At 53.2% G+C, this 16,211-nt stretch carries 19 protein-coding genes; 11 read left to right on the plus strand and 8 right to left on the minus strand.

The window, feature by feature from the left end:
* Nucleotides 1-8: 8 nt before the first annotated feature.
* A complete protein-coding gene (secB, locus tag IEX10_RS09680; protein ID WP_188673950.1) occupies nt 9-494 on the plus strand; it encodes a protein-export chaperone SecB in 486 nt (161 codons plus the stop codon).
* On the opposite strand, the gene dnaQ is transcribed toward secB, so the two are convergent.
* From dnaQ to IEX10_RS09700, 4 genes are read right to left on the minus strand one after another with little or no spacing between them, the layout of a single operon-like run.
* A complete protein-coding gene (gene dnaQ / locus IEX10_RS09685; RefSeq protein WP_188673952.1) occupies nt 484-1,173 on the minus strand; it encodes a DNA polymerase III subunit epsilon in 690 nt (229 codons plus the stop codon). The two genes, secB and dnaQ, sit on opposite strands and share 11 nt — an antisense overlap.
* Complete coding sequence (gene coaE / locus IEX10_RS09690) at nt 1,166-1,774, minus strand: dephospho-CoA kinase (RefSeq protein ID WP_268237041.1); 609 nt, start codon at nt 1,772-1,774, stop codon at nt 1,166-1,168. Before coaE ends, dnaQ begins: the two co-directional genes overlap by 8 nt.
* Nucleotides 1,771-2,601 (minus strand): shikimate dehydrogenase, encoded by an 831-nt coding sequence (locus tag IEX10_RS09695; RefSeq protein ID WP_188673956.1) that lies wholly within the window; start codon nt 2,599-2,601, stop codon nt 1,771-1,773. Before IEX10_RS09695 ends, coaE begins: the two co-directional genes overlap by 4 nt.
* Nucleotides 2,598-3,194 carry a Maf family nucleotide pyrophosphatase gene (locus tag IEX10_RS09700; protein WP_308420694.1) on the minus strand — a complete coding sequence of 199 codons (597 nt, stop codon included), beginning with the start codon at nt 3,192-3,194 and terminating at the stop codon, nt 2,598-2,600. Before IEX10_RS09700 ends, IEX10_RS09695 begins: the two co-directional genes overlap by 4 nt.
* A gap of 512 nt (nt 3,195-3,706) precedes the next feature.
* On the opposite strand from IEX10_RS09700, the gene hemJ reads away from it, so the two are divergent.
* The 7 genes from hemJ (at nt 3,707) to IEX10_RS09735 (ending at nt 11,177) form a co-directional block, all read left to right on the plus strand.
* Nucleotides 3,707-4,159, plus strand: a complete 453-nt coding sequence (gene hemJ, locus IEX10_RS09705) for a protoporphyrinogen oxidase HemJ (protein ID WP_188673958.1) — start codon at nt 3,707-3,709, stop codon at nt 4,157-4,159.
* A gap of 150 nt (nt 4,160-4,309) precedes the next feature.
* Nucleotides 4,310-5,581: a transcription termination factor Rho gene (gene rho, locus IEX10_RS09710; protein WP_188673961.1), complete on the plus strand. Its 1,272-nt coding sequence runs from the start codon at nt 4,310-4,312 to the stop codon at nt 5,579-5,581.
* Between the two features lie 58 nt (nt 5,582-5,639).
* Nucleotides 5,640-6,917 carry a tRNA uridine-5-carboxymethylaminomethyl(34) synthesis GTPase MnmE gene (mnmE, locus tag IEX10_RS09715; protein ID WP_188673964.1) on the plus strand — a complete coding sequence of 426 codons (1,278 nt, stop codon included), beginning with the start codon at nt 5,640-5,642 and terminating at the stop codon, nt 6,915-6,917.
* A gap of 15 nt (nt 6,918-6,932) precedes the next feature.
* Nucleotides 6,933-8,813, plus strand: coding sequence for a tRNA uridine-5-carboxymethylaminomethyl(34) synthesis enzyme MnmG (gene mnmG / locus IEX10_RS09720; RefSeq protein WP_188673967.1), 1,881 nt, complete (start codon nt 6,933-6,935; stop codon nt 8,811-8,813).
* A complete protein-coding gene (gene rsmG / locus IEX10_RS09725; RefSeq protein WP_188673970.1) occupies nt 8,807-9,445 on the plus strand; it encodes a 16S rRNA (guanine(527)-N(7))-methyltransferase RsmG in 639 nt (212 codons plus the stop codon). Before mnmG ends, rsmG begins: the two co-directional genes overlap by 7 nt.
* Nucleotides 9,432-10,250, plus strand: coding sequence for a ParA family protein (locus IEX10_RS09730; protein ID WP_229678496.1), 819 nt, complete (start codon nt 9,432-9,434; stop codon nt 10,248-10,250). Before rsmG ends, IEX10_RS09730 begins: the two co-directional genes overlap by 14 nt.
* Nucleotides 10,251-10,268: 18 nt before the next feature.
* Nucleotides 10,269-11,177, plus strand: coding sequence for a ParB/RepB/Spo0J family partition protein (locus tag IEX10_RS09735; RefSeq protein ID WP_188673976.1), 909 nt, complete (start codon nt 10,269-10,271; stop codon nt 11,175-11,177).
* On the opposite strand, the gene IEX10_RS09740 is transcribed toward IEX10_RS09735, so the two are convergent.
* The 4 genes from IEX10_RS09740 to rph are packed head-to-tail and all read right to left on the minus strand — an operon-like array spanning nt 11,152 to nt 13,995.
* Entirely contained in the window at nt 11,152-11,505 is a 354-nt protein-coding gene (locus IEX10_RS09740; RefSeq protein ID WP_188673978.1) for a YbaN family protein, read from the minus strand. The genes IEX10_RS09735 and IEX10_RS09740 overlap by 26 nt on opposite strands.
* A complete protein-coding gene (gene hemW / locus IEX10_RS09745; RefSeq protein ID WP_188673981.1) occupies nt 11,505-12,677 on the minus strand; it encodes a radical SAM family heme chaperone HemW in 1,173 nt (390 codons plus the stop codon). Before hemW ends, IEX10_RS09740 begins: the two co-directional genes overlap by 1 nt.
* Nucleotides 12,667-13,278: an RdgB/HAM1 family non-canonical purine NTP pyrophosphatase gene (rdgB, locus tag IEX10_RS09750; RefSeq protein ID WP_188673984.1), complete on the minus strand. Its 612-nt coding sequence runs from the start codon at nt 13,276-13,278 to the stop codon at nt 12,667-12,669. Before rdgB ends, hemW begins: the two co-directional genes overlap by 11 nt.
* A 3-nt stretch (nt 13,279-13,281) precedes the next feature.
* The gene (gene rph, locus IEX10_RS09755) at nt 13,282-13,995 is read right to left on the minus strand and encodes a ribonuclease PH (RefSeq protein WP_188673986.1); all 714 of its coding nucleotides are present in this window, start codon (nt 13,993-13,995) and stop codon (nt 13,282-13,284) included.
* A gap of 104 nt (nt 13,996-14,099) precedes the next feature.
* Here rph and hrcA point away from each other — a divergent pair, with 104 nt between their 5' ends.
* Genes hrcA through IEX10_RS09770 form a run of 3 tightly spaced genes read left to right on the plus strand, consistent with a single transcriptional unit; the run spans nt 14,100 to nt 16,205 of the window.
* On the plus strand, nt 14,100-15,188 hold the full coding sequence (hrcA, locus tag IEX10_RS09760; RefSeq protein ID WP_188673989.1) for a heat-inducible transcriptional repressor HrcA: 1,089 nt from the start codon (nt 14,100-14,102) through the stop codon (nt 15,186-15,188).
* Nucleotides 15,189-15,200: 12 nt separating this feature from the next.
* Nucleotides 15,201-15,809 (plus strand): nucleotide exchange factor GrpE, encoded by a 609-nt coding sequence (gene grpE, locus IEX10_RS09765; RefSeq protein WP_188673991.1) that lies wholly within the window; start codon nt 15,201-15,203, stop codon nt 15,807-15,809.
* 3 nt (nt 15,810-15,812) lie between these two features.
* On the plus strand, nt 15,813-16,205 hold the full coding sequence (locus IEX10_RS09770; protein WP_188673994.1) for a glyoxalase superfamily protein: 393 nt from the start codon (nt 15,813-15,815) through the stop codon (nt 16,203-16,205).
* The last annotated feature ends 6 nt before the right edge of the window (nt 16,206-16,211 follow it).

A 16,211-nucleotide genomic window follows, 5' to 3' on the forward strand; every position in this document is an offset into this window, starting at 1 on the left:
GTTTAGGCATGGCCGAAGAAAATAACGGCGCGGCACAAGAAGCAAAGCCCGTCGCAATGAAGATCGTTAACCAGTACATCCGAGATCTTTCGTTTGAGAATGTTGCAGCACAGAAAAATCTGGGCGGCGATCTGAAACCGGAAGTGAATGTTCAGGTTAATCTGGACGCTGCCAAAAAGAGCGAAAACGGCTACGAAGTTGCCCTAAAGCTGAACGTCAGCGCCAAATCCGATGAGCAGGCTGTCTTTCTGTTAGAAATCGACTATGCCGGTCTGTTCCAGATTGAAAACATCCCCGAAGACCAGTTGCACCCGTTCCTGATGATCGAATGCCCGCGCATGATGTTCCCTTTCGTGCGCCGTATAGCACGGGACGTGACAGCAGACGGTGGCTTCCCGCCGCTGAACATCGACAACATTGATTTCATGCAGCTTTACCGTTCTGAACTGATGCGCCGCCAGCAGGCCGCCGCTGAACAAGCGCCTACGAATTAAGCCACGCTGCATCAGGACCAAGGGTCTTGATGAACGCATCATGGTTATCTTTTTCCGCCTCGGTTATCCGGGGCGGAAGTGTTTTTGGGCGCGCTGGAACTGTCCAGTTGCTCGCCGATCCTGCCTTGTCACTGTCGGTCCCCCCGACAATCCCAAGCGCAAAGTCCGGTTGCCGACCGCCGATCAGTTCCAGATAGACTTCCGCCAGAATTTCACTGTCGAGCAATGCCCCGTGCAGTGCGCGTTCTGTCGTGATCCCAAACCGGCGACACAGTGCATCAAGGGAGTTTTGCGCACCCGGAAATTTCCGCCGCGCAATGTCTAAGGTATCAATCGCTTGTGAATAGGGCAGTTGGGCCATGTTCAGCCAGCCCAGCTCCGCGTTCAGAAACTTCATGTCGAATGCCGCGTTGTGGATCACCAGCTTGGCATCCCCGACAAAATCCAGAAACTCCTGCGCGATCTTGGCAAAAACCGGTTTGTCCCGCAAAAAATCAATCGACAGCCCGTGCACATCGAACGCTTCTTGCGGCATGTCCCGTTCTGGATTGATGTACTGGTGGTAGGTCTTGCCGGTGGGCAGGTGATTCCAAAGCTCCACGCCACCAATTTCCACGATCCGGTCGCCGGTTCTCGGGTCCAGTCCGGTGGTTTCCGTATCCATCACGATTTCACGCATTACAACTGTCCTTAATCTTCGCAATCACGGCGTCTACCTGCCGTTCTGCGGCCTCTGGCGTGGTGGTTTCAACGATGAAATCCGCCCGTTTGCGTTTCTCGGCGTCCGGCATCTGTTTTGCAAGGATGATTTCCAGCGTTTTTTCGTCCATTGTGCCACGTTCCAGGACACGGCGGCGTTGTTCTGCGGCGTCGATCGTCACCACAAGAACCCCGTCACAATAGCGTTCCGAACTGCTTTCCAGCAAAAGCGGGTGGTCGATGATGACAATATCGACGTCATTATCCCGTGCTTCCGCCACAAAATCTGCGCGGCTTTGGGCGATCAGAGGCTGTACGATCTGCTCCAGTTTTTTCAGGATGCTTTGGTCTTTGGCGATTGCAGCCTTCAGCGTGTCACGGTTAACCGTCTTGTTTTCCACCGCCTCCGGCAGCATTTCAGCAATCTGGCGCACTGCGGGGGTGTCGCCAGAATAAAGCTGATGCACAGTGGCATCCGCATCCCACACAGGTATCCCGCGATCCGCAAACCGCTCTGCAGTAGTGGACTTTCCCATGCCGATAGAGCCTGTAAGCCCAAGTATATACGGTCTTTGCTTCACTTCAAAACAACCTCTCGCAGGGTCTCGGTTACTTGCGGGCGAACCCCGAACCACGCTTCAAACCCCGGAACAGCCTGATGCAACAACATTCCCAGCCCGTCCACCGTTTGCAGGCCCTTATCCTGCGCCTGTTGCAACAGATCAGTTGTCATCGGCACATAAACCAGATCGGTCACCAGCGCACCCGCCGCGCAATTAAGCGTAATGTCCAAAGGCGGTTGATCCCGCATCCCAAGAGAGGTCGTGTTAACCACCAAAGCCGCCTCACGGGTGGCTTCAGAAATATCATCCCACCCCAAAACACTGATTTTTGGACCAAATTCGTCTGCCAAAGCCTCTGCCCGGCCCCGTGTCCGATTGGCGAGCAGGATTTTCGGCACGCCCGCATCCAGCAGCGACCACAAAACCGCGCGGCCTGCCCCGCCTGCGCCCAGAACCAGCGCCGGACCTTTGCCAGCGTCCCAATCCGGCGCATTCTGGCGCAGATTATTGATAAAACCGATCCCGTCCGTGTTATCCGCCCGAAACCCGCCGTCCGGTAGAAATTCCAGCGTGTTCGCCGCACCAATCATCTTGGCACGGGGCGTGACCTCTGCCGCCAGCTCCAGCGCTGTTTCCTTATGAGGAATCGTTACATTCGCCCCGACAAATCCCAGCTTTGGCAGCTGTTGAATCATTTCTTCAAAATCCGCCGGTTCGATGCCAAGCGGCACATAGTGCCCCGCGATATCATGTTGCGCGAGCCAATAGCCGTGAATGCGCGGGGATTTACTGTGAGAAATTGGCCACCCAATTACGCCGGCCAGTGGCACACGGGGGTTCTTCATGATTGGATCGCTCCTCTACTGCGCAAGAAATCGAGAACCTCTAACAGGGGCAGGCCCAGAATGGTAAAATAGTCGCCCTGCACCCGTGAGAAAAGCGTAACTCCAATGTTTTCAAGCTGGTAGCAACCGACTGAAGACAAAACCGTGTCACCTGCTTTTTCTAGATAATCCTCAAGAAAATCGTCGGAAAAGTCCCGCATCGCCAGTTGCGCGCGCCCGATATGGCGCCAGACGGGCTTGGTCTCTTCATAGACCACAACAGCGGACAACAACTGATGCCCCTGACCGCGCAGGGATTTCAAATGCTCCCGGGCTTCATCGATGGATTTCGGCTTACTATAGACCTGTCCGTTGCAGGTCAGAACCTGATCCGCCGCGATCACCAGTGACGCAGGATGACGGTCCGCAATCCTGCGCGCCTTATACTCTGCCAATGTATCGGCAATATCACCGGGCTTTGCCCCTTCCGCCTGAAGCGACAGGAGAATCGATTCTTCGTCCACACGGGGCACATCAGTGGTAAATTCGACCCCTGCATCCCGCAACATGGCGCCGCGAATCTGTGAACCGGAGGCAAGCACAATCTGGGTCATTATTTTTTTTCCACGATGACTGTCATATTTGTGTGCCTAACGCAGTTTAAAACCATGAACCAGAGCCTGTGGACGAATCGGCCTGAACTCTCTGGAGTTTTCCACGGTTATCCCCCGCACTTTTGGCTCCGTGGATATTCCACGGATTTATCCCCAGTGATACCGAAGTTTTAAACAGGGGGGAAAGAATACCATAAACGGTTCGATTCTGTGGGCTGAATCCCCTAATCCTTTTTTGCACACAGAGTTATCCACAGGACTCACCCTAGACCGTACCTTAAAAAACAGGGCTTTTCTGTTGCTGCACACAGGCTGTGGTTGGAAACGTGAGGAGTTATCAATACGGCAGAAAAAAGGCCTTAACCTGTGCATAGAAATTTAATCCACAGGTTTCGGGTTTCCCTACTCCATAAACATCTTTCTTAAATCTATTATATTTATTGAGTGTGTATCGAACCCGTGTGTAAAACCACTCTGTCCCGTGAAACTTAAAATTGGCTTAAGAAAAGATAATGACTGATCTTCTGGCGACGGTTTACCCGTGGGTGAAAACCCTCCATATCTTATCCGTAATCAGTTGGATGGCGGGGCTACTGTATCTTCCCAGATTATTCGTGAACCATGTGGAACACGGGCCGGTGGGATCAGAGACAAGCGAAGTCTTCAAAGGCATGGAAGTCCGGCTTTTACGGCTGATTATGAATCCGGCAATGATCGCCACTTGGGTTTTTGGCCTGATGCTGGCGTTCACACCGGGAATAGTGGATTGGGCTTCGTTCTATCCTTGGGTCAAAGCTGTGATGGTCTTGGGAATGACCCACTACCACCATTGGCTGGCGAAACGGCGAAAGGAGTTCGCGGCAGATCAGAATACACGCAGCGCGCGGTCTTATCGGATCATGAATGAACTGCCGACGGTTTTAATGATTATCATTGTCACGATGATCGTGGTGCGTCCGTTTTAAGGGGTTTCAGGGCAAAATTGACAGGACTGGTGTTTTCCCCTAAAAGGCAAAAAAACAGCCTGGTTTCCCCAACCGCGTTATAGGCTGCTACCCCCAGAACACAGAAGTTACACGCAGACCGGACCGGTGGGCGTCATAAGGATATTTCACATGGAACCGGAAAAAGTCTCCCTGTCCGAACTTAAGGCGATGAGCCCGGCAAATCTGCTGAAACAAGCAGAAGAGCTGGAGATCGAAAACGCATCGACCATGCGCAAAGGCGACATGATGTTCGCCATCCTCAAGGAAATGGCCGAAGACGGTGCCGAGATTTCCGGCGATGGTGTGCTTGAACTGATGCAGGACGGTTTTGGTTTCCTGCGTTCCCCTGAATCCAACTATCTCCCTGGTCCTGAAGACATTTATGTAAGTCCTGACCAGATCCGCAAACACTCGCTGCGGACAGGCGACACTGTGGAAGGCGTCATCAAGGCGCCAGATGAAAGCGAGCGCTACTTCGCGCTGACCAAAGTGACGACGATCAACTTCAGCGATCCAGAGAACGCGAAACATAAGGTCCATTTCGACAACCTGACGCCGCTTTACCCTGATGAGCGTCTGAAAATGGAAGTCGAAGACCCTACGATCAAGGATAAGACACCTCGTGTAATCGACCTTGTTGCGCCAATCGGCAAGGGCCAACGCTCGCTGATTGTGGCGCCTCCGCGGACGGGTAAAACGATGATCCTGCAGAATATCGCGGCGAGCATCGAAAAGAATCACCCCGAGTGTTATCTGATCGTTCTGCTGATCGACGAACGGCCGGAGGAAGTTACCGACATGCAACGTTCTGTTAAGGGTGAGGTTGTATCCTCTACTTTTGACGAACCCGCAACACGCCACGTTGCCGTCTCCGAGATGGTTATCGAGAAGGCGAAACGACTGGTGGAGCATAAACGGGATGTTGTTATCCTTCTGGATAGCATCACACGCCTTGGGCGCGCCTTTAACACGGTTGTACCGTCCTCTGGTAAGGTTCTGACCGGTGGTGTGGATGCGAACGCCCTGCAGCGCCCTAAGCGCTTCTTCGGGGCTGCTCGTAATATCGAAGAAGGCGGTTCCCTAACCATCATCGCAACGGCGCTGATCGATACAGGTTCACGCATGGACGAGGTTATCTTTGAAGAATTCAAAGGGACCGGTAACAGCGAACTGGTTCTTGATCGTAAAATTGCGGACAAACGGGTTTATCCTGCCATCGACATTCTAAAATCCGGTACGCGGAAAGAGGAGCTTCTGGTGGATAAGGGCGACCTGACAAAAACCTTCGTCTTGCGCCGTATTCTGAACCCGATGGGCACTACCGATGCTGTTGAATTCCTGCTTGGGAAAATGAAGCAGACCAAGTCCAATGCGGAATTCTTTGATTCTATGAACACCTAACCAAACAGTGGCAGGGCCATCTCTTCCACATTTAGCCTTTTGATTCAAAGGTTTAAACATGTCAGATACAATCTATGCCCTTGCTTCGGCGCGGGGTAAAGCCGGCGTTTCCGTGATCCGTATATCAGGGGACGCCGCTTTTACTGTTGTAGGACAGCTCTGCTCGTCCTTGCCGCAAAGCCGCGGTTTGCGATTGCTAAAAAGCGTAGACGGTATCGTTTTGGATCAGGCGCTCGTGCTGACGTTTGCAGAAGGCGCCAGCTTTACTGGAGAACCCGTGGTGGAACTCCAATGCCACGGCAGTCCTGCAGTCATTGAAGCTGTGCAAGAAGCCTTGTCAAAAACGGGCGCACGTTTGGCAGAACCTGGAGAATTTACCCGCAGAGCCCTCGAAAACGAAAAGCTGGACCTTAGCCAGGTTGAGGGCCTAAGCGATCTGATCGAAGCTGAGACTGAAGCACAGCGCCGTCAAGCCTTTGCCTTGATGGACGGTGGGTTGACTGAAAAAGTAGAGAAATGGCGCGTGGACTTAATCCGCGCTGCTGCCCTTATCGAAGCGACCATCGACTTCGCCGATGAAGATGTACCGGTAGATGTCAGTCCTGAAGTGGCCGCACTTATGCACAGCGTAAAGGCGGATCTTGAAAAAGAAATCGCCGGAAGTTTTGTGGCCGAACGTGTACGGGACGGCTTCGAGGTTGCCATCATCGGGCCACCTAACATCGGAAAATCCACCCTCCTAAACGCTTTGGCGGGACGACAAGCCGCGATTACTTCAGAGATAGCTGGAACGACTCGTGACGTGATTGAGGTTCGAATGAACCTTGAGGGTATCCCGGTCACGGTCCTGGACACAGCCGGCCTGCGGGAAACCGCCGATACGATTGAAGCGCTCGGAGTTGAGCTGGCACGCAATCGTGCCGAATCTGCGGACCTTAGGATTTTCCTCACAGAACAGGGACACGCCAGGGATTTTGGTATCACAATCCAACCGGACGACCTTGTTTTATTAGGAAAAGCAGATTCCGAGATATCGGCAGGCGTATCAGGAAAAACTGGTGCAGGGATGGACCAAATGATACGGCATATAACTTCTGCGCTGGGCTCTCGCGTGGCGATCACGCAATCGGCAGTGCGGCAACGTCACCGTATTGCGATGAAGCTAGCGACGCGGTATATGAACGCGGCGCAGGAACTGATAACAAGTGATGGCGAAAGCGAGCTGATTGCGATGGAACTGCATTCAGCGATCCACGCTATGAACTCGATCATAGGTCGTGTTGGGGTTGAAGATCTACTAGACGAAATTTTTGCCAGTTTCTGTTTGGGGAAATAGGCGCGAGCAACGGGAATGTTTCACGTGAAACAATGCGATTTTGATGTTGTGGTAATTGGCGGCGGACATGCTGGGGCGGAGGCCGCCCAAGCCGCGTGGCGTACTGGCGCGCGGACGGCTTTGATCACGCACAGTTTTAAGAAAATTGGAGAGATGTCCTGCAACCCCGCAATTGGGGGCTTGGGCAAAGGCCACCTCGTCAGAGAGATCGACGCGCTTGATGGAGTCATGGGACGGGTCGCTGACCAAGCAGGCATCCAATTCCGCTTATTGAATCGTCGTAAGGGTCCAGCGGTCCAGGGGCCTCGGACGCAGGCAGATCGTTCACTTTATCGCGACGCTATGCAAAAGGAATTTACAGGCCGTGATGGCTTGGAGGTCATCGAGTCAGAGGTGACAGATTTCTTGATGTCCGGAGATAGTGTAGCCGGTATCGTCTTGGCCGATGGCAGTGAGGTTAAGTCAGCCGCCGTAGTTCTCACCACGGGAACATTTCTGCGGGGCGTGATCCATATCGGCGACGTCTCAAAACCGGGCGGACGTATGGGTGATAAACCTGCGCTGGATCTTGCAAGTCGGATGGACAGCTTTGATCTTCCTTTGGGGCGTTTAAAAACCGGCACACCACCGAGACTGGATGGTCGAACGATAAACTGGGATGGTTTAGAGTTGCAGGCAGCGGATGATGTTCCAAGCCTTTTTTCATTCCTATCGACTAAAGCTATGTCGCCACAAGTATCCTGCGGCATAACGCATACAAACAGCCGTACGCATGAGATCATCGAGAAAAACCTCGAAAAATCAGCTATGTATGGCGGACACATCGATGGCGTAGGGCCGCGGTACTGTCCGTCCATCGAGGATAAAATCGTTCGATTTGGTGAGAAAGACAGCCATCAGATTTTCCTTGAACCTGAGGGTTTGAACGATCCGACAATCTACCCGAATGGCATTTCAACATCGCTCCCGGTCGATGTGCAAGAAGCTTACGTGACATCAATTATGGGGCTCGAAAATGTTAAAATCCTCCAGCCCGGATATGCCATCGAATATGATTATGTAGACCCGAGGGCACTGGACACAACATTGCAGGTTCGCACAGTGCCCGGTCTGTTTCTGGCCGGTCAGATAAACGGTACAACGGGTTACGAAGAGGCAGCAGCGCAGGGTTTGGTCGCTGGCGTTAACGCCGCGCGGTCTGCGCAACAAAATGGTCCGGTCCATTTCAGCCGCGCCGAAAGCTACATCGGAGTGATGGTTGATGACCTCACAACACGCGGCGTCACTGAACCTTATCGAATGTTTACCTCTAGGGCAGAATACAGATTGTCCTTGCGCGCTGACAATGCTGATCAGCGTCTTACACCAATGGGGATTTCGCTCGGGTGTGTTGGGACTGAACGTGCCAAAGTGTTTGGCGGCAAGATTGGAAAACTGGACGCCGCGAGGGATGAGCTAACCGAGAGAACGGCTACACCAAACGAAGTTGCCAAGACCGGTGTGAAAATTAATCAGGACGGTGTTCGACGGAATGGCTTGGAACTTCTGTCGTACAAAGACGTATCGCTGGAAACGCTTGGCCGGCTCTGGCCCGACATGGCGAAATTGGAACCCGCAGTCGCCCAGCAGGTGCAGAACGATGCGATGTACGCCAACTACATCCAGCGTCAGGCGTCAGATGTTTCGGCTGTGCAAAAGGATGAGAAATTGCTGATTCCTGCAGATTTTCCTTTTACTGGTATCTCCGGTCTATCGAAGGAGTTACAATCCAAACTGGAGACAACTAGGCCTGAAACTCTGGGGCAGGCGGGCCGTATCGACGGGATGACACCAGCGGCTCTCACACTTTTGCTTGGCCGTGTAAAGCAATTTAATGTCGCGAAAACAGCATGTTAAGTTCCGTTCTCGACTTGGCAGCCGTCTGCAAGCACTTTAATGTTTCACGTGAAACATTTGAGAGGCTACACATCTATTCGCAAGCGCTCCAAAAGTGGAACCCGACAATTAATCTCGTTAGCAAATCCACATTAGACAGCGCTGCAGTTCGTCATTTCGCGGACAGCATGCAGCTCTGGCAGCATCGAAAAGAATTTCAGTCTTGGGTTGATATTGGCTCCGGTGCGGGTTTTCCGGGGCTGGTACTAGCTATTTTAGCAGCCGAACAGTCGCTAGGCTCGGACTTCCACTTAGTTGAAAGCGATGCGAGAAAGTCAGCCTTTTTGAGAAATGTTTCACGTGAAACAGGGGTGAAGGTCATCGTCCATACTATGCGTATTGAGGATTTCGATGCTGTAGAAGCTGATATAGTTTCTGCACGCGCGCTGGCTCCGCTGAGTGATCTCCTTGAGATGTCGAAAACTTTTCTGAAAAAAGACGGGATATGCCTTTATCTGAAGGGTCAAAATTGCCAAACTGAGATAGGTGGGGCGAGTCGGTTTTGGACATTCGAAGCGGAGCAATTCGCCAGCGAAACCGATGTAAATGGAACGGTTTTGCGGGTCAAGGAAATCGAGCGTGTCAGAACATAACGGCTTAAAGCCGGTCAAAATACTTTCTATCGCCAATCAAAAAGGCGGGGTTGGGAAAACCACTACGGCAATAAATCTTGGAACAGCACTTGCAGCTGTTGGAAAACGAGTGCTGTTGTTGGACCTCGATCCTCAAGGAAATGCTTCAACGGGGCTCGGGATAGATCCCACAAAGCGTACGGTCACAATGTACGATGTGTTGGTTGATCAAACACCTATTGAACAAGCAATCATGCGAACGCAGGTTCCAAACCTGTTTCTAATGCCGTCATCAGTTGATCTTAGTTCGGCTGACGTGGAGTTGGTTGATGATCAACGACGGGTACTTCGGTTGAGAAAAGCGCTCGAAGAACTCAACAACTTTGACGACGAATTTGATTATGTTCTGGTGGACTGCCCGCCGTCGTTGAACCTTTTGACATTGAATGCGCTGGCGGCGAGCCAATCCGTCATTGTGCCTTTACAGGCAGAGTTCTTTGCGCTTGAAGGGCTGTCCCAACTCATGCTGACAATTCGGGAAGTGCGCCAAAGCCTTAATCCGATCCTCAAAATTGAAGGGATCGTGCTAACGATGTTTGATGGCCGGAATAATCTGTCTCAACAGGTGGAGCAAGACGTCAGGGAAAACCTTGGTGATTTGGTTTACTCGACGATCATTCCCAGAAATGTGCGTCTGTCCGAAGCGCCATCTTTCGGCATGCCGGCAATTCTCTATGATCATAGAAGTCGGGGCAGCGTAGCTTATCAGAAATTGGCGGCGGAATTCCTGAGGCGTGAAAACCGACGTGTGCAAGAACCGACGTAACGGGTGAGGAAAACTTAAATGAGCAAGAAGAATGAAAAAAGAGGTCTCGGCCGTGGATTGTCCGCGCTAATGGCAGATATTAATGAACCGACTGCGACACAGGACGTAGCAGGAGAGGGCCCTCGCAGCAGCGAAAAGATGGTTCCAATTACGAAGGTACATGCTAACCCTGATCAGCCTAGGCGGACGTTTGATCATGTTGAGCTGCGTGACCTGGCTAAATCGATTTTGGCTAAGGGGATCATTCAGCCTCTCATCGTGCGCCCTGATCCCAATAATAAGGGCGAATACCAGATTGTTGCGGGGGAACGGCGCTGGCGCGCATCCCAGACTGCAAAGATCGACGAAGTTCCCGTTGTTATCCGTGAGATGGACGATCTGGAAGTCCTTGAAATTGCGATCATCGAGAACATTCAGCGCGCGGATCTAAACCCCGTGGATGAGGCGTTTGGCTATCATCAATTGATGGAGAAATTCGGCCACACGCAGGAAAAACTTTCCGAAGCGCTTGGCAAAAGTCGGAGCTATCTGGCAAATTCTATGCGGTTGCTAAATCTGCCGACTGGCGTGCAAGATATGTTGGTCGACGGGCGGCTGACAGCCGGTCATGCGCGGGCTTTGGTGCCTGCCGAGAATGCTTTGGAACTGGCACGGCAAGTTGTCGATAAAGGCTTGTCTGTGCGCCAGACCGAAGCGCTGCTCAAAAAGGGGCAAACTCCACCGAAGCCGAAGACGCCTAAGCTGGCAAAAGACAGTGATACCATATCTTTGGAAACCGATCTTTCAGCAAATCTGGGGATGAAAGTTAGTATTGATCACAAGGCCGGCACCGAATCCGGTTCCATTTCAATCAAATACGCATCGTTTGATGATTTGGATGCTTTGTGCCAAATGCTGTCCGCTACCCGTTCGGCCGGGTCCATATAAACAACATCACGCAGCAAAGCACGGCGAGCTGCGTGATGTATGCCCACAGCGGTACATCCAAAAAGTAAGTCAGGATTGGACTTGCAGCGATGCAAACCGTCGCTGCGATTTTAGCTGGTTTCCGGATTGCACCTTTTTCGTTCCAGTCTTTGATCGGTGGCCCAAGTCGGGGGTGTTGGGTCAGCCAATCGTGGGCCCGCTGGGACGATCGGGCGAAGCAGAAAGCCGCAAGTAAAAGAAATGGTACAGTTGGAAGAAGCGGTAGAACCGCGCCGATGAGCGCGGCGAGCAGGCTTAAACCACCAAAAATAAACCAAATTCCACGCATCAGTTTTGCTCGCCAGCTAAGAGTTTACCAAGAATTGCATTTAGCACCATTTTTCCTTGACCGGTGGTGCGAAGATGTGAGTTGCTTTGGCTTAGAAACCCGTCTTGGATCAGCTCTCGTGCAGCGTCCAAATCAAGTCTCCGCGGTGAAATTGCCTCCACTCGCTCCAGATCACAGCCTTCGGATAGGCGTAAAGACATCATCGCGTATTCAGCTGCCTGATCATCTCGTGAGATTTCTTCTGCTACGCGGTTTGCAGTGCCGTCCCTTTCGACCGTTTCAAGCCAGTTTTCCGGTAACAATGGCGCGTCCGTCGCAACCCTGCCTGCGTTAAGGGATAGGCGTCCATGGGCACCAGGCCCAATACCGGCGTAGTCCCCGTAGCGCCAGTAAATCAGGTTGTGTTTGCACTCAGCCCCGACACGCGCATGGTTTGAGACTTCATAAGCGACCAATCCGTTTTCCGCGCAAACGTCTTGGGTCAGATCATAGAGATCGGCTGACAGTTCGTCCGTGGGGAGGCCGCGAAGACGTTTGCGCGCGAAAAGGTCACCGAACCGCGTGCCCTGTTCGATGGTCAATTGATACAAAGACAGGTGATCGACCGCCATATCAATGGCTTGCGTCAGTTCTTGTCGCCAATCGGACAGTGTTTGGTTTTGACGGGCGTAGATCAGATCAAAGCTGACGTTGTCGAAGTATTTCTTAGCAACGTCAAAGGCTTGTCGGGCTTCTGCAACGCTGTGCATGCGGCCGAGCGCGCGCAGGTCCGTATCGTTCAGCGCCTGTATGCCCATAGAGATCCGGTTAACCCCTGCATCCGAGAAGCCCTTAAACCGGCCTGCTTCAACCGAGGTTGGATTGGCTTCCAAGGTGATCTCTACGTTGGGAGAAAGAGTCCAATACTGGCCGATTTCTTGGATAATAGTGTCTACAGTTTCGGGTAGCATGAGACTGGGCGTACCGCCGCCGAAGAAAATAGTGTCTACAGTGCGGTTGGGGGTTAGGGCCGCCGTTGCTTTGATCTCTGCAACAAAGGCCCTGACCCATGCGGTCTGGTCTACGGATTGGCGAACATGTGAATTAAAATCACAATAGGGGCATTTGGCGGCGCAGAAGGGCCAGTGCACATAGACGCCGAAACCGGCGTTTTGCCAATCTTCAGTCGTCAAGACATCCCGCTTTCAGTTTGGCAAAGGCGACGGTGCGGTGGCTCATCGCGGCTTTTTGTGCGGGATCCATTTCGCCGAAAGTTTCGTCATATCCGTCGGGAATGAAGATCGGGTCAAAGCCGAACCCTTGATCGCCGCGCATCGGCCATGAGATACGGCCTTCGACGGTGCCTTCAAACACTTCATCGTGCCCGTCCGGCCATGCAATGCAAAGTGTCGCGCAGAAGCGGGCAGTCCGTGGTTCTGCGGCCTGCTTTTCTTCCAGGAGGGACCATACTTTGGTCATGGCCATCGGAAAGTCGCGACCATTGGGGGTTTCCGCCCAATCCGCCGTGTAGACGCCAGGTTGCTTGTCAAGCGCATCAACCTCAATTCCGCTGTCATCGGACAGGGCTGGAAGGTTGGCCGCCTTCGCAGCGAAATGTGCCTTGATCCGTGCATTACCAGCAAAGGTGCTTTCGGTTTCTTCCGGCTCTTCCAGACCCAGATCGCCAGCGGAAACGACGTCGATCCCGTAGGGTTTTACCAGCTCTGCGATCTCACGCAATTTCCCCGCGTTATGAGACGCGAGGACAATTTTCTTTTCAGTCAGCTTGCGCATGGATTAGGCCACAGCTGCTTTTTGCGCGGCAACCAGATCGTCCACGCCTTTTTCAGCCAGATCCAGCAGTGCGTTGAATTCATCACGGCTGAAGGTAGCGCCTTCTGCAGAGCTTTGGATTTCGATCAACCCACGGGACCCAGTCATTACGAAGTTCGCATCTGTTCCGGCTTCGCTGTCTTCGGCATAGTCGAGATCCAGAACAGGCTGGCCTGCATAGATGCCACAGGACACAGCAGCCACGTGATCTGTCAGCGGATCTTCTTTAATATCACCGGCTTTCAACAGCTTGTTCACGGCCAAACGCAGGGCAACCCAGCCACCAGTGATAGACGCGCAGCGGGTGCCGCCGTCTGCTTGGATGACGTCACAGTCGATGGTGATCTGGCGTTCGCCCAAGGCAACGCGGTCCACGCCAGCGCGCAGGGAGCGACCGATCAGGCGTTGGATTTCCTGTGTGCGGCCGGACTGCTTGCCAGCCGCAGCTTCGCGGCGGTTGCGGGTTGTGGTGGCACGCGGCAGCATGCCGTATTCCGCAGTGACCCAGCCCAGACCAGAGCCCTTGATCCAAGGCGGCACGCGGCCTTCAAGGGATGCCGTGCACAAAACATGGGTGTCGCCGCATTTGATCAGGCAAGAGCCCTCGGCGTGTTTTGTAACGTTGGTTTCGATAGAGATTTCGCGCAGTGTATCTGTTGTTCTGCCGGAAGGGCGCATGGGTATATTCCTTTTGTAATTGGCGCGGTAATATCTGTTTCAAAGATAGGGCGCAAACCCCGATTGACCAAGCGGGGCAGAGTTCCTACCTATAGTCCGTTCCGATGAAATGGATAACACGCGTGACAGACCAAGTATCACATCCTTTGGATAATTTGAACGCCCGCAGTCGCGAGGTGTTTCGTCTGCTTGTGGAGTCCTATCTGGAGAGCGGAGAGCCTGTCGGTTCGCGCACGCTAACGCGCAGTCTTTCCGAAAAAGTGTCGGCTGCGACCATCCGAAACGTGATGCAGGATCTCGAATTTCTCGGGCTGTTGGACAGTCCCCATGTCTCTGCCGGACGTATCCCGACCCATATGGGGCTGCGGCTGTTTGTGGATGGTTTGCTGGAAGTGGGCAATCTGTCCACGGATGAGCGACGCTCCATTGATGCCTCCATGCACAGCAACTCCGAAGACCTGACCGGCGCGCTGGACAGGGCAGGGTCTCTGCTCTCGGGCTTGACCCACAGTGCCTCTGTTGTGTTGGCGCCCAAGACTGAAGCGCCGATAAAACACATCGAATTCGTGTCTCTCTCCCCTGATAAGGCTCTTGTTGTGCTGGTTATGGCCGATGGTCAGGTGGAAAACCGCATCTTTACCCCGCCAATTGGTCAGACCCCTTCGGCGATGCGGGAGGCAGCAAATTTCCTGAACGCAGTGCTAGCAGGGCACACTGTAAGTGACTTGAAATCGGTGGTGGAAACCGAAGTTACCCGCCGCCGTCAGGAGTTGGATACGCTAGCGCAAAAACTGATCGAGGCAGGTGTCGCGGTCTGGGCGGAAGAGAAAAATGGCACGCCGGATCGTCTGATCGTACGGGGGCGCTCCAACCTGCTGGAAGAAACCGCAACCGAAGCTGATCTCGACAGGATCAGAACCCTGTTTGATGATCTTGAACGCAAGCAGGATATCGCTCAGTTTCTGGACCTGACCGAACAGGGCGAAGGTGTGCGCATTTTTATCGGTTCAGAGAACAAACTTTTTTCACTTTCGGGGTCGAGTCTTGTTGTCTCTCCCTATATGAACGCTGATCGAAAGGTCATAGGTGCTGTTGGGGTGATCGGACCAACCCGGCTGAACTATGGCAGAATTGTCCCTATCGTTGACTATACGGCGCAACTGGTAAGCCGCATGATGTCGAACAGAAACTGAATGGCGAAGAGCATGGGTAAAAAACACGAAGATTTGGATGTATCGTTGGATCGCTTCCTGGATGAGGACGAGTTTCCGCTGGATAAAATCGACGAAGAAGAATCCGAAGAAGAGTTTGAAGACGTTGATCTGACCGCAGAGCCGGAAGAGGTTGATCCCGTGGAACAGCTTCAGGCGGAAGTGGCCCAATTGAAGGACCGTCTGATCCGCACGCTGGCAGACACGGAAAACCTGCGCAAACGGGCGGAACGGGATCGCCGCGATGCAGAACAGTACGGTGGTCAGAAACTGGCGCGGGATTTGCTGTCTGTGAATGACAACATGAAACGTGCGCTGGAAACTGTGACAGACGAACAGCGTGAAGCCAACAAAGGTCTGATTGAGGGCATCGAGCTGACCCAAAGGGAATTGCTGTCCGCCTTTGCAAGCCACAAAATCGTTCCGGTGACCCCTGCTGTGGGTGACAAGTTCGACCCGAATATTCACCAAGCCATGTTCGAGGCCCCGTTCCCAGACGTGAAAGCAGGCCACATTCTGCAAGTCATGAACGAAGGTTTCATGATCGGTGATAGACTGCTGCGCCCTGCGCAGGTGGGTGTATCTTCCGGCGGTGGGAGCTAAACCATGAAACAAGGTGTGCGATCCATGCCCGTCCTGCCTGCTGGTGATCTGGCCGCAGGCGTGGCGTTTTACACAGGTAAGCTGGGGTTTGATCTGGCCGGACAGTGGACAAACGAAGATGGCACACCGAATTTCGCAATTGTTCAGCTTGGGGGAATTACGCTTGGGCTGACAGCATCGGACCGCCCTGCCTCTGACGGGGACTGGGCGGCCTATTTCTATCTTGAAGACATTGATGCCTTTACGGATCAGGTTCTGGGGCGCGGCGTGAAACTGCTGCGCGGGCCGGAGGAAAGCTTTTACCACTGCAAAGAGGTAGAACTGGCTGATCCCCACGGCAATCGCATGTGCTTTGCGCAGGACATGAAGCCCGGCGCGGATGGTCCGGGGCTGTGATCCGCG

The organism is Neptunicoccus cionae, assembly GCF_014643735.1.
GTDB classification, from domain to species: domain Bacteria; phylum Pseudomonadota; class Alphaproteobacteria; order Rhodobacterales; family Rhodobacteraceae; genus Amylibacter; species Amylibacter cionae.

Excerpts from the sequence above, each read along its gene's own strand:
- secB (WP_188673950.1), top strand. The coding sequence starts at position 9 with ATGGCCGAAGAAAATAACGGCGCGGCACAAGAAGCAAAGCCCGTCGCA.
- dnaQ (WP_188673952.1), bottom strand. The coding sequence starts at position 1,173 with ATGCGTGAAATCGTGATGGATACGGAAACCACCGGACTGGACCCGAGA.
- IEX10_RS09695 (WP_188673956.1), bottom strand. The coding sequence starts at position 2,601 with ATGAAGAACCCCCGTGTGCCACTGGCCGGCGTAATTGGGTGGCCAATT.
- IEX10_RS09700 (WP_308420694.1), bottom strand. The coding sequence starts at position 3,194 with ATGACCCAGATTGTGCTTGCCTCCGGTTCACAGATTCGCGGCGCCATG.
- hemJ (WP_188673958.1), top strand. The coding sequence starts at position 3,707 with ATGACTGATCTTCTGGCGACGGTTTACCCGTGGGTGAAAACCCTCCAT.
- rho (WP_188673961.1), top strand. The coding sequence starts at position 4,310 with ATGGAACCGGAAAAAGTCTCCCTGTCCGAACTTAAGGCGATGAGCCCG.
- mnmE (WP_188673964.1), top strand. The coding sequence starts at position 5,640 with ATGTCAGATACAATCTATGCCCTTGCTTCGGCGCGGGGTAAAGCCGGC.
- mnmG (WP_188673967.1), top strand. The coding sequence starts at position 6,933 with ATGTTTCACGTGAAACAATGCGATTTTGATGTTGTGGTAATTGGCGGC.
- rsmG (WP_188673970.1), top strand. The coding sequence starts at position 8,807 with ATGTTAAGTTCCGTTCTCGACTTGGCAGCCGTCTGCAAGCACTTTAAT.
- IEX10_RS09735 (WP_188673976.1), top strand. The coding sequence starts at position 10,269 with ATGAGCAAGAAGAATGAAAAAAGAGGTCTCGGCCGTGGATTGTCCGCG.
- IEX10_RS09740 (WP_188673978.1), bottom strand. The coding sequence starts at position 11,505 with ATGCGTGGAATTTGGTTTATTTTTGGTGGTTTAAGCCTGCTCGCCGCG.
- rdgB (WP_188673984.1), bottom strand. The coding sequence starts at position 13,278 with ATGCGCAAGCTGACTGAAAAGAAAATTGTCCTCGCGTCTCATAACGCG.
- rph (WP_188673986.1), bottom strand. The coding sequence starts at position 13,995 with ATGCGCCCTTCCGGCAGAACAACAGATACACTGCGCGAAATCTCTATC.
- hrcA (WP_188673989.1), top strand. The coding sequence starts at position 14,100 with ATGAAATGGATAACACGCGTGACAGACCAAGTATCACATCCTTTGGAT.
- grpE (WP_188673991.1), top strand. The coding sequence starts at position 15,201 with ATGGGTAAAAAACACGAAGATTTGGATGTATCGTTGGATCGCTTCCTG.
- IEX10_RS09770 (WP_188673994.1), top strand. The coding sequence starts at position 15,813 with ATGAAACAAGGTGTGCGATCCATGCCCGTCCTGCCTGCTGGTGATCTG.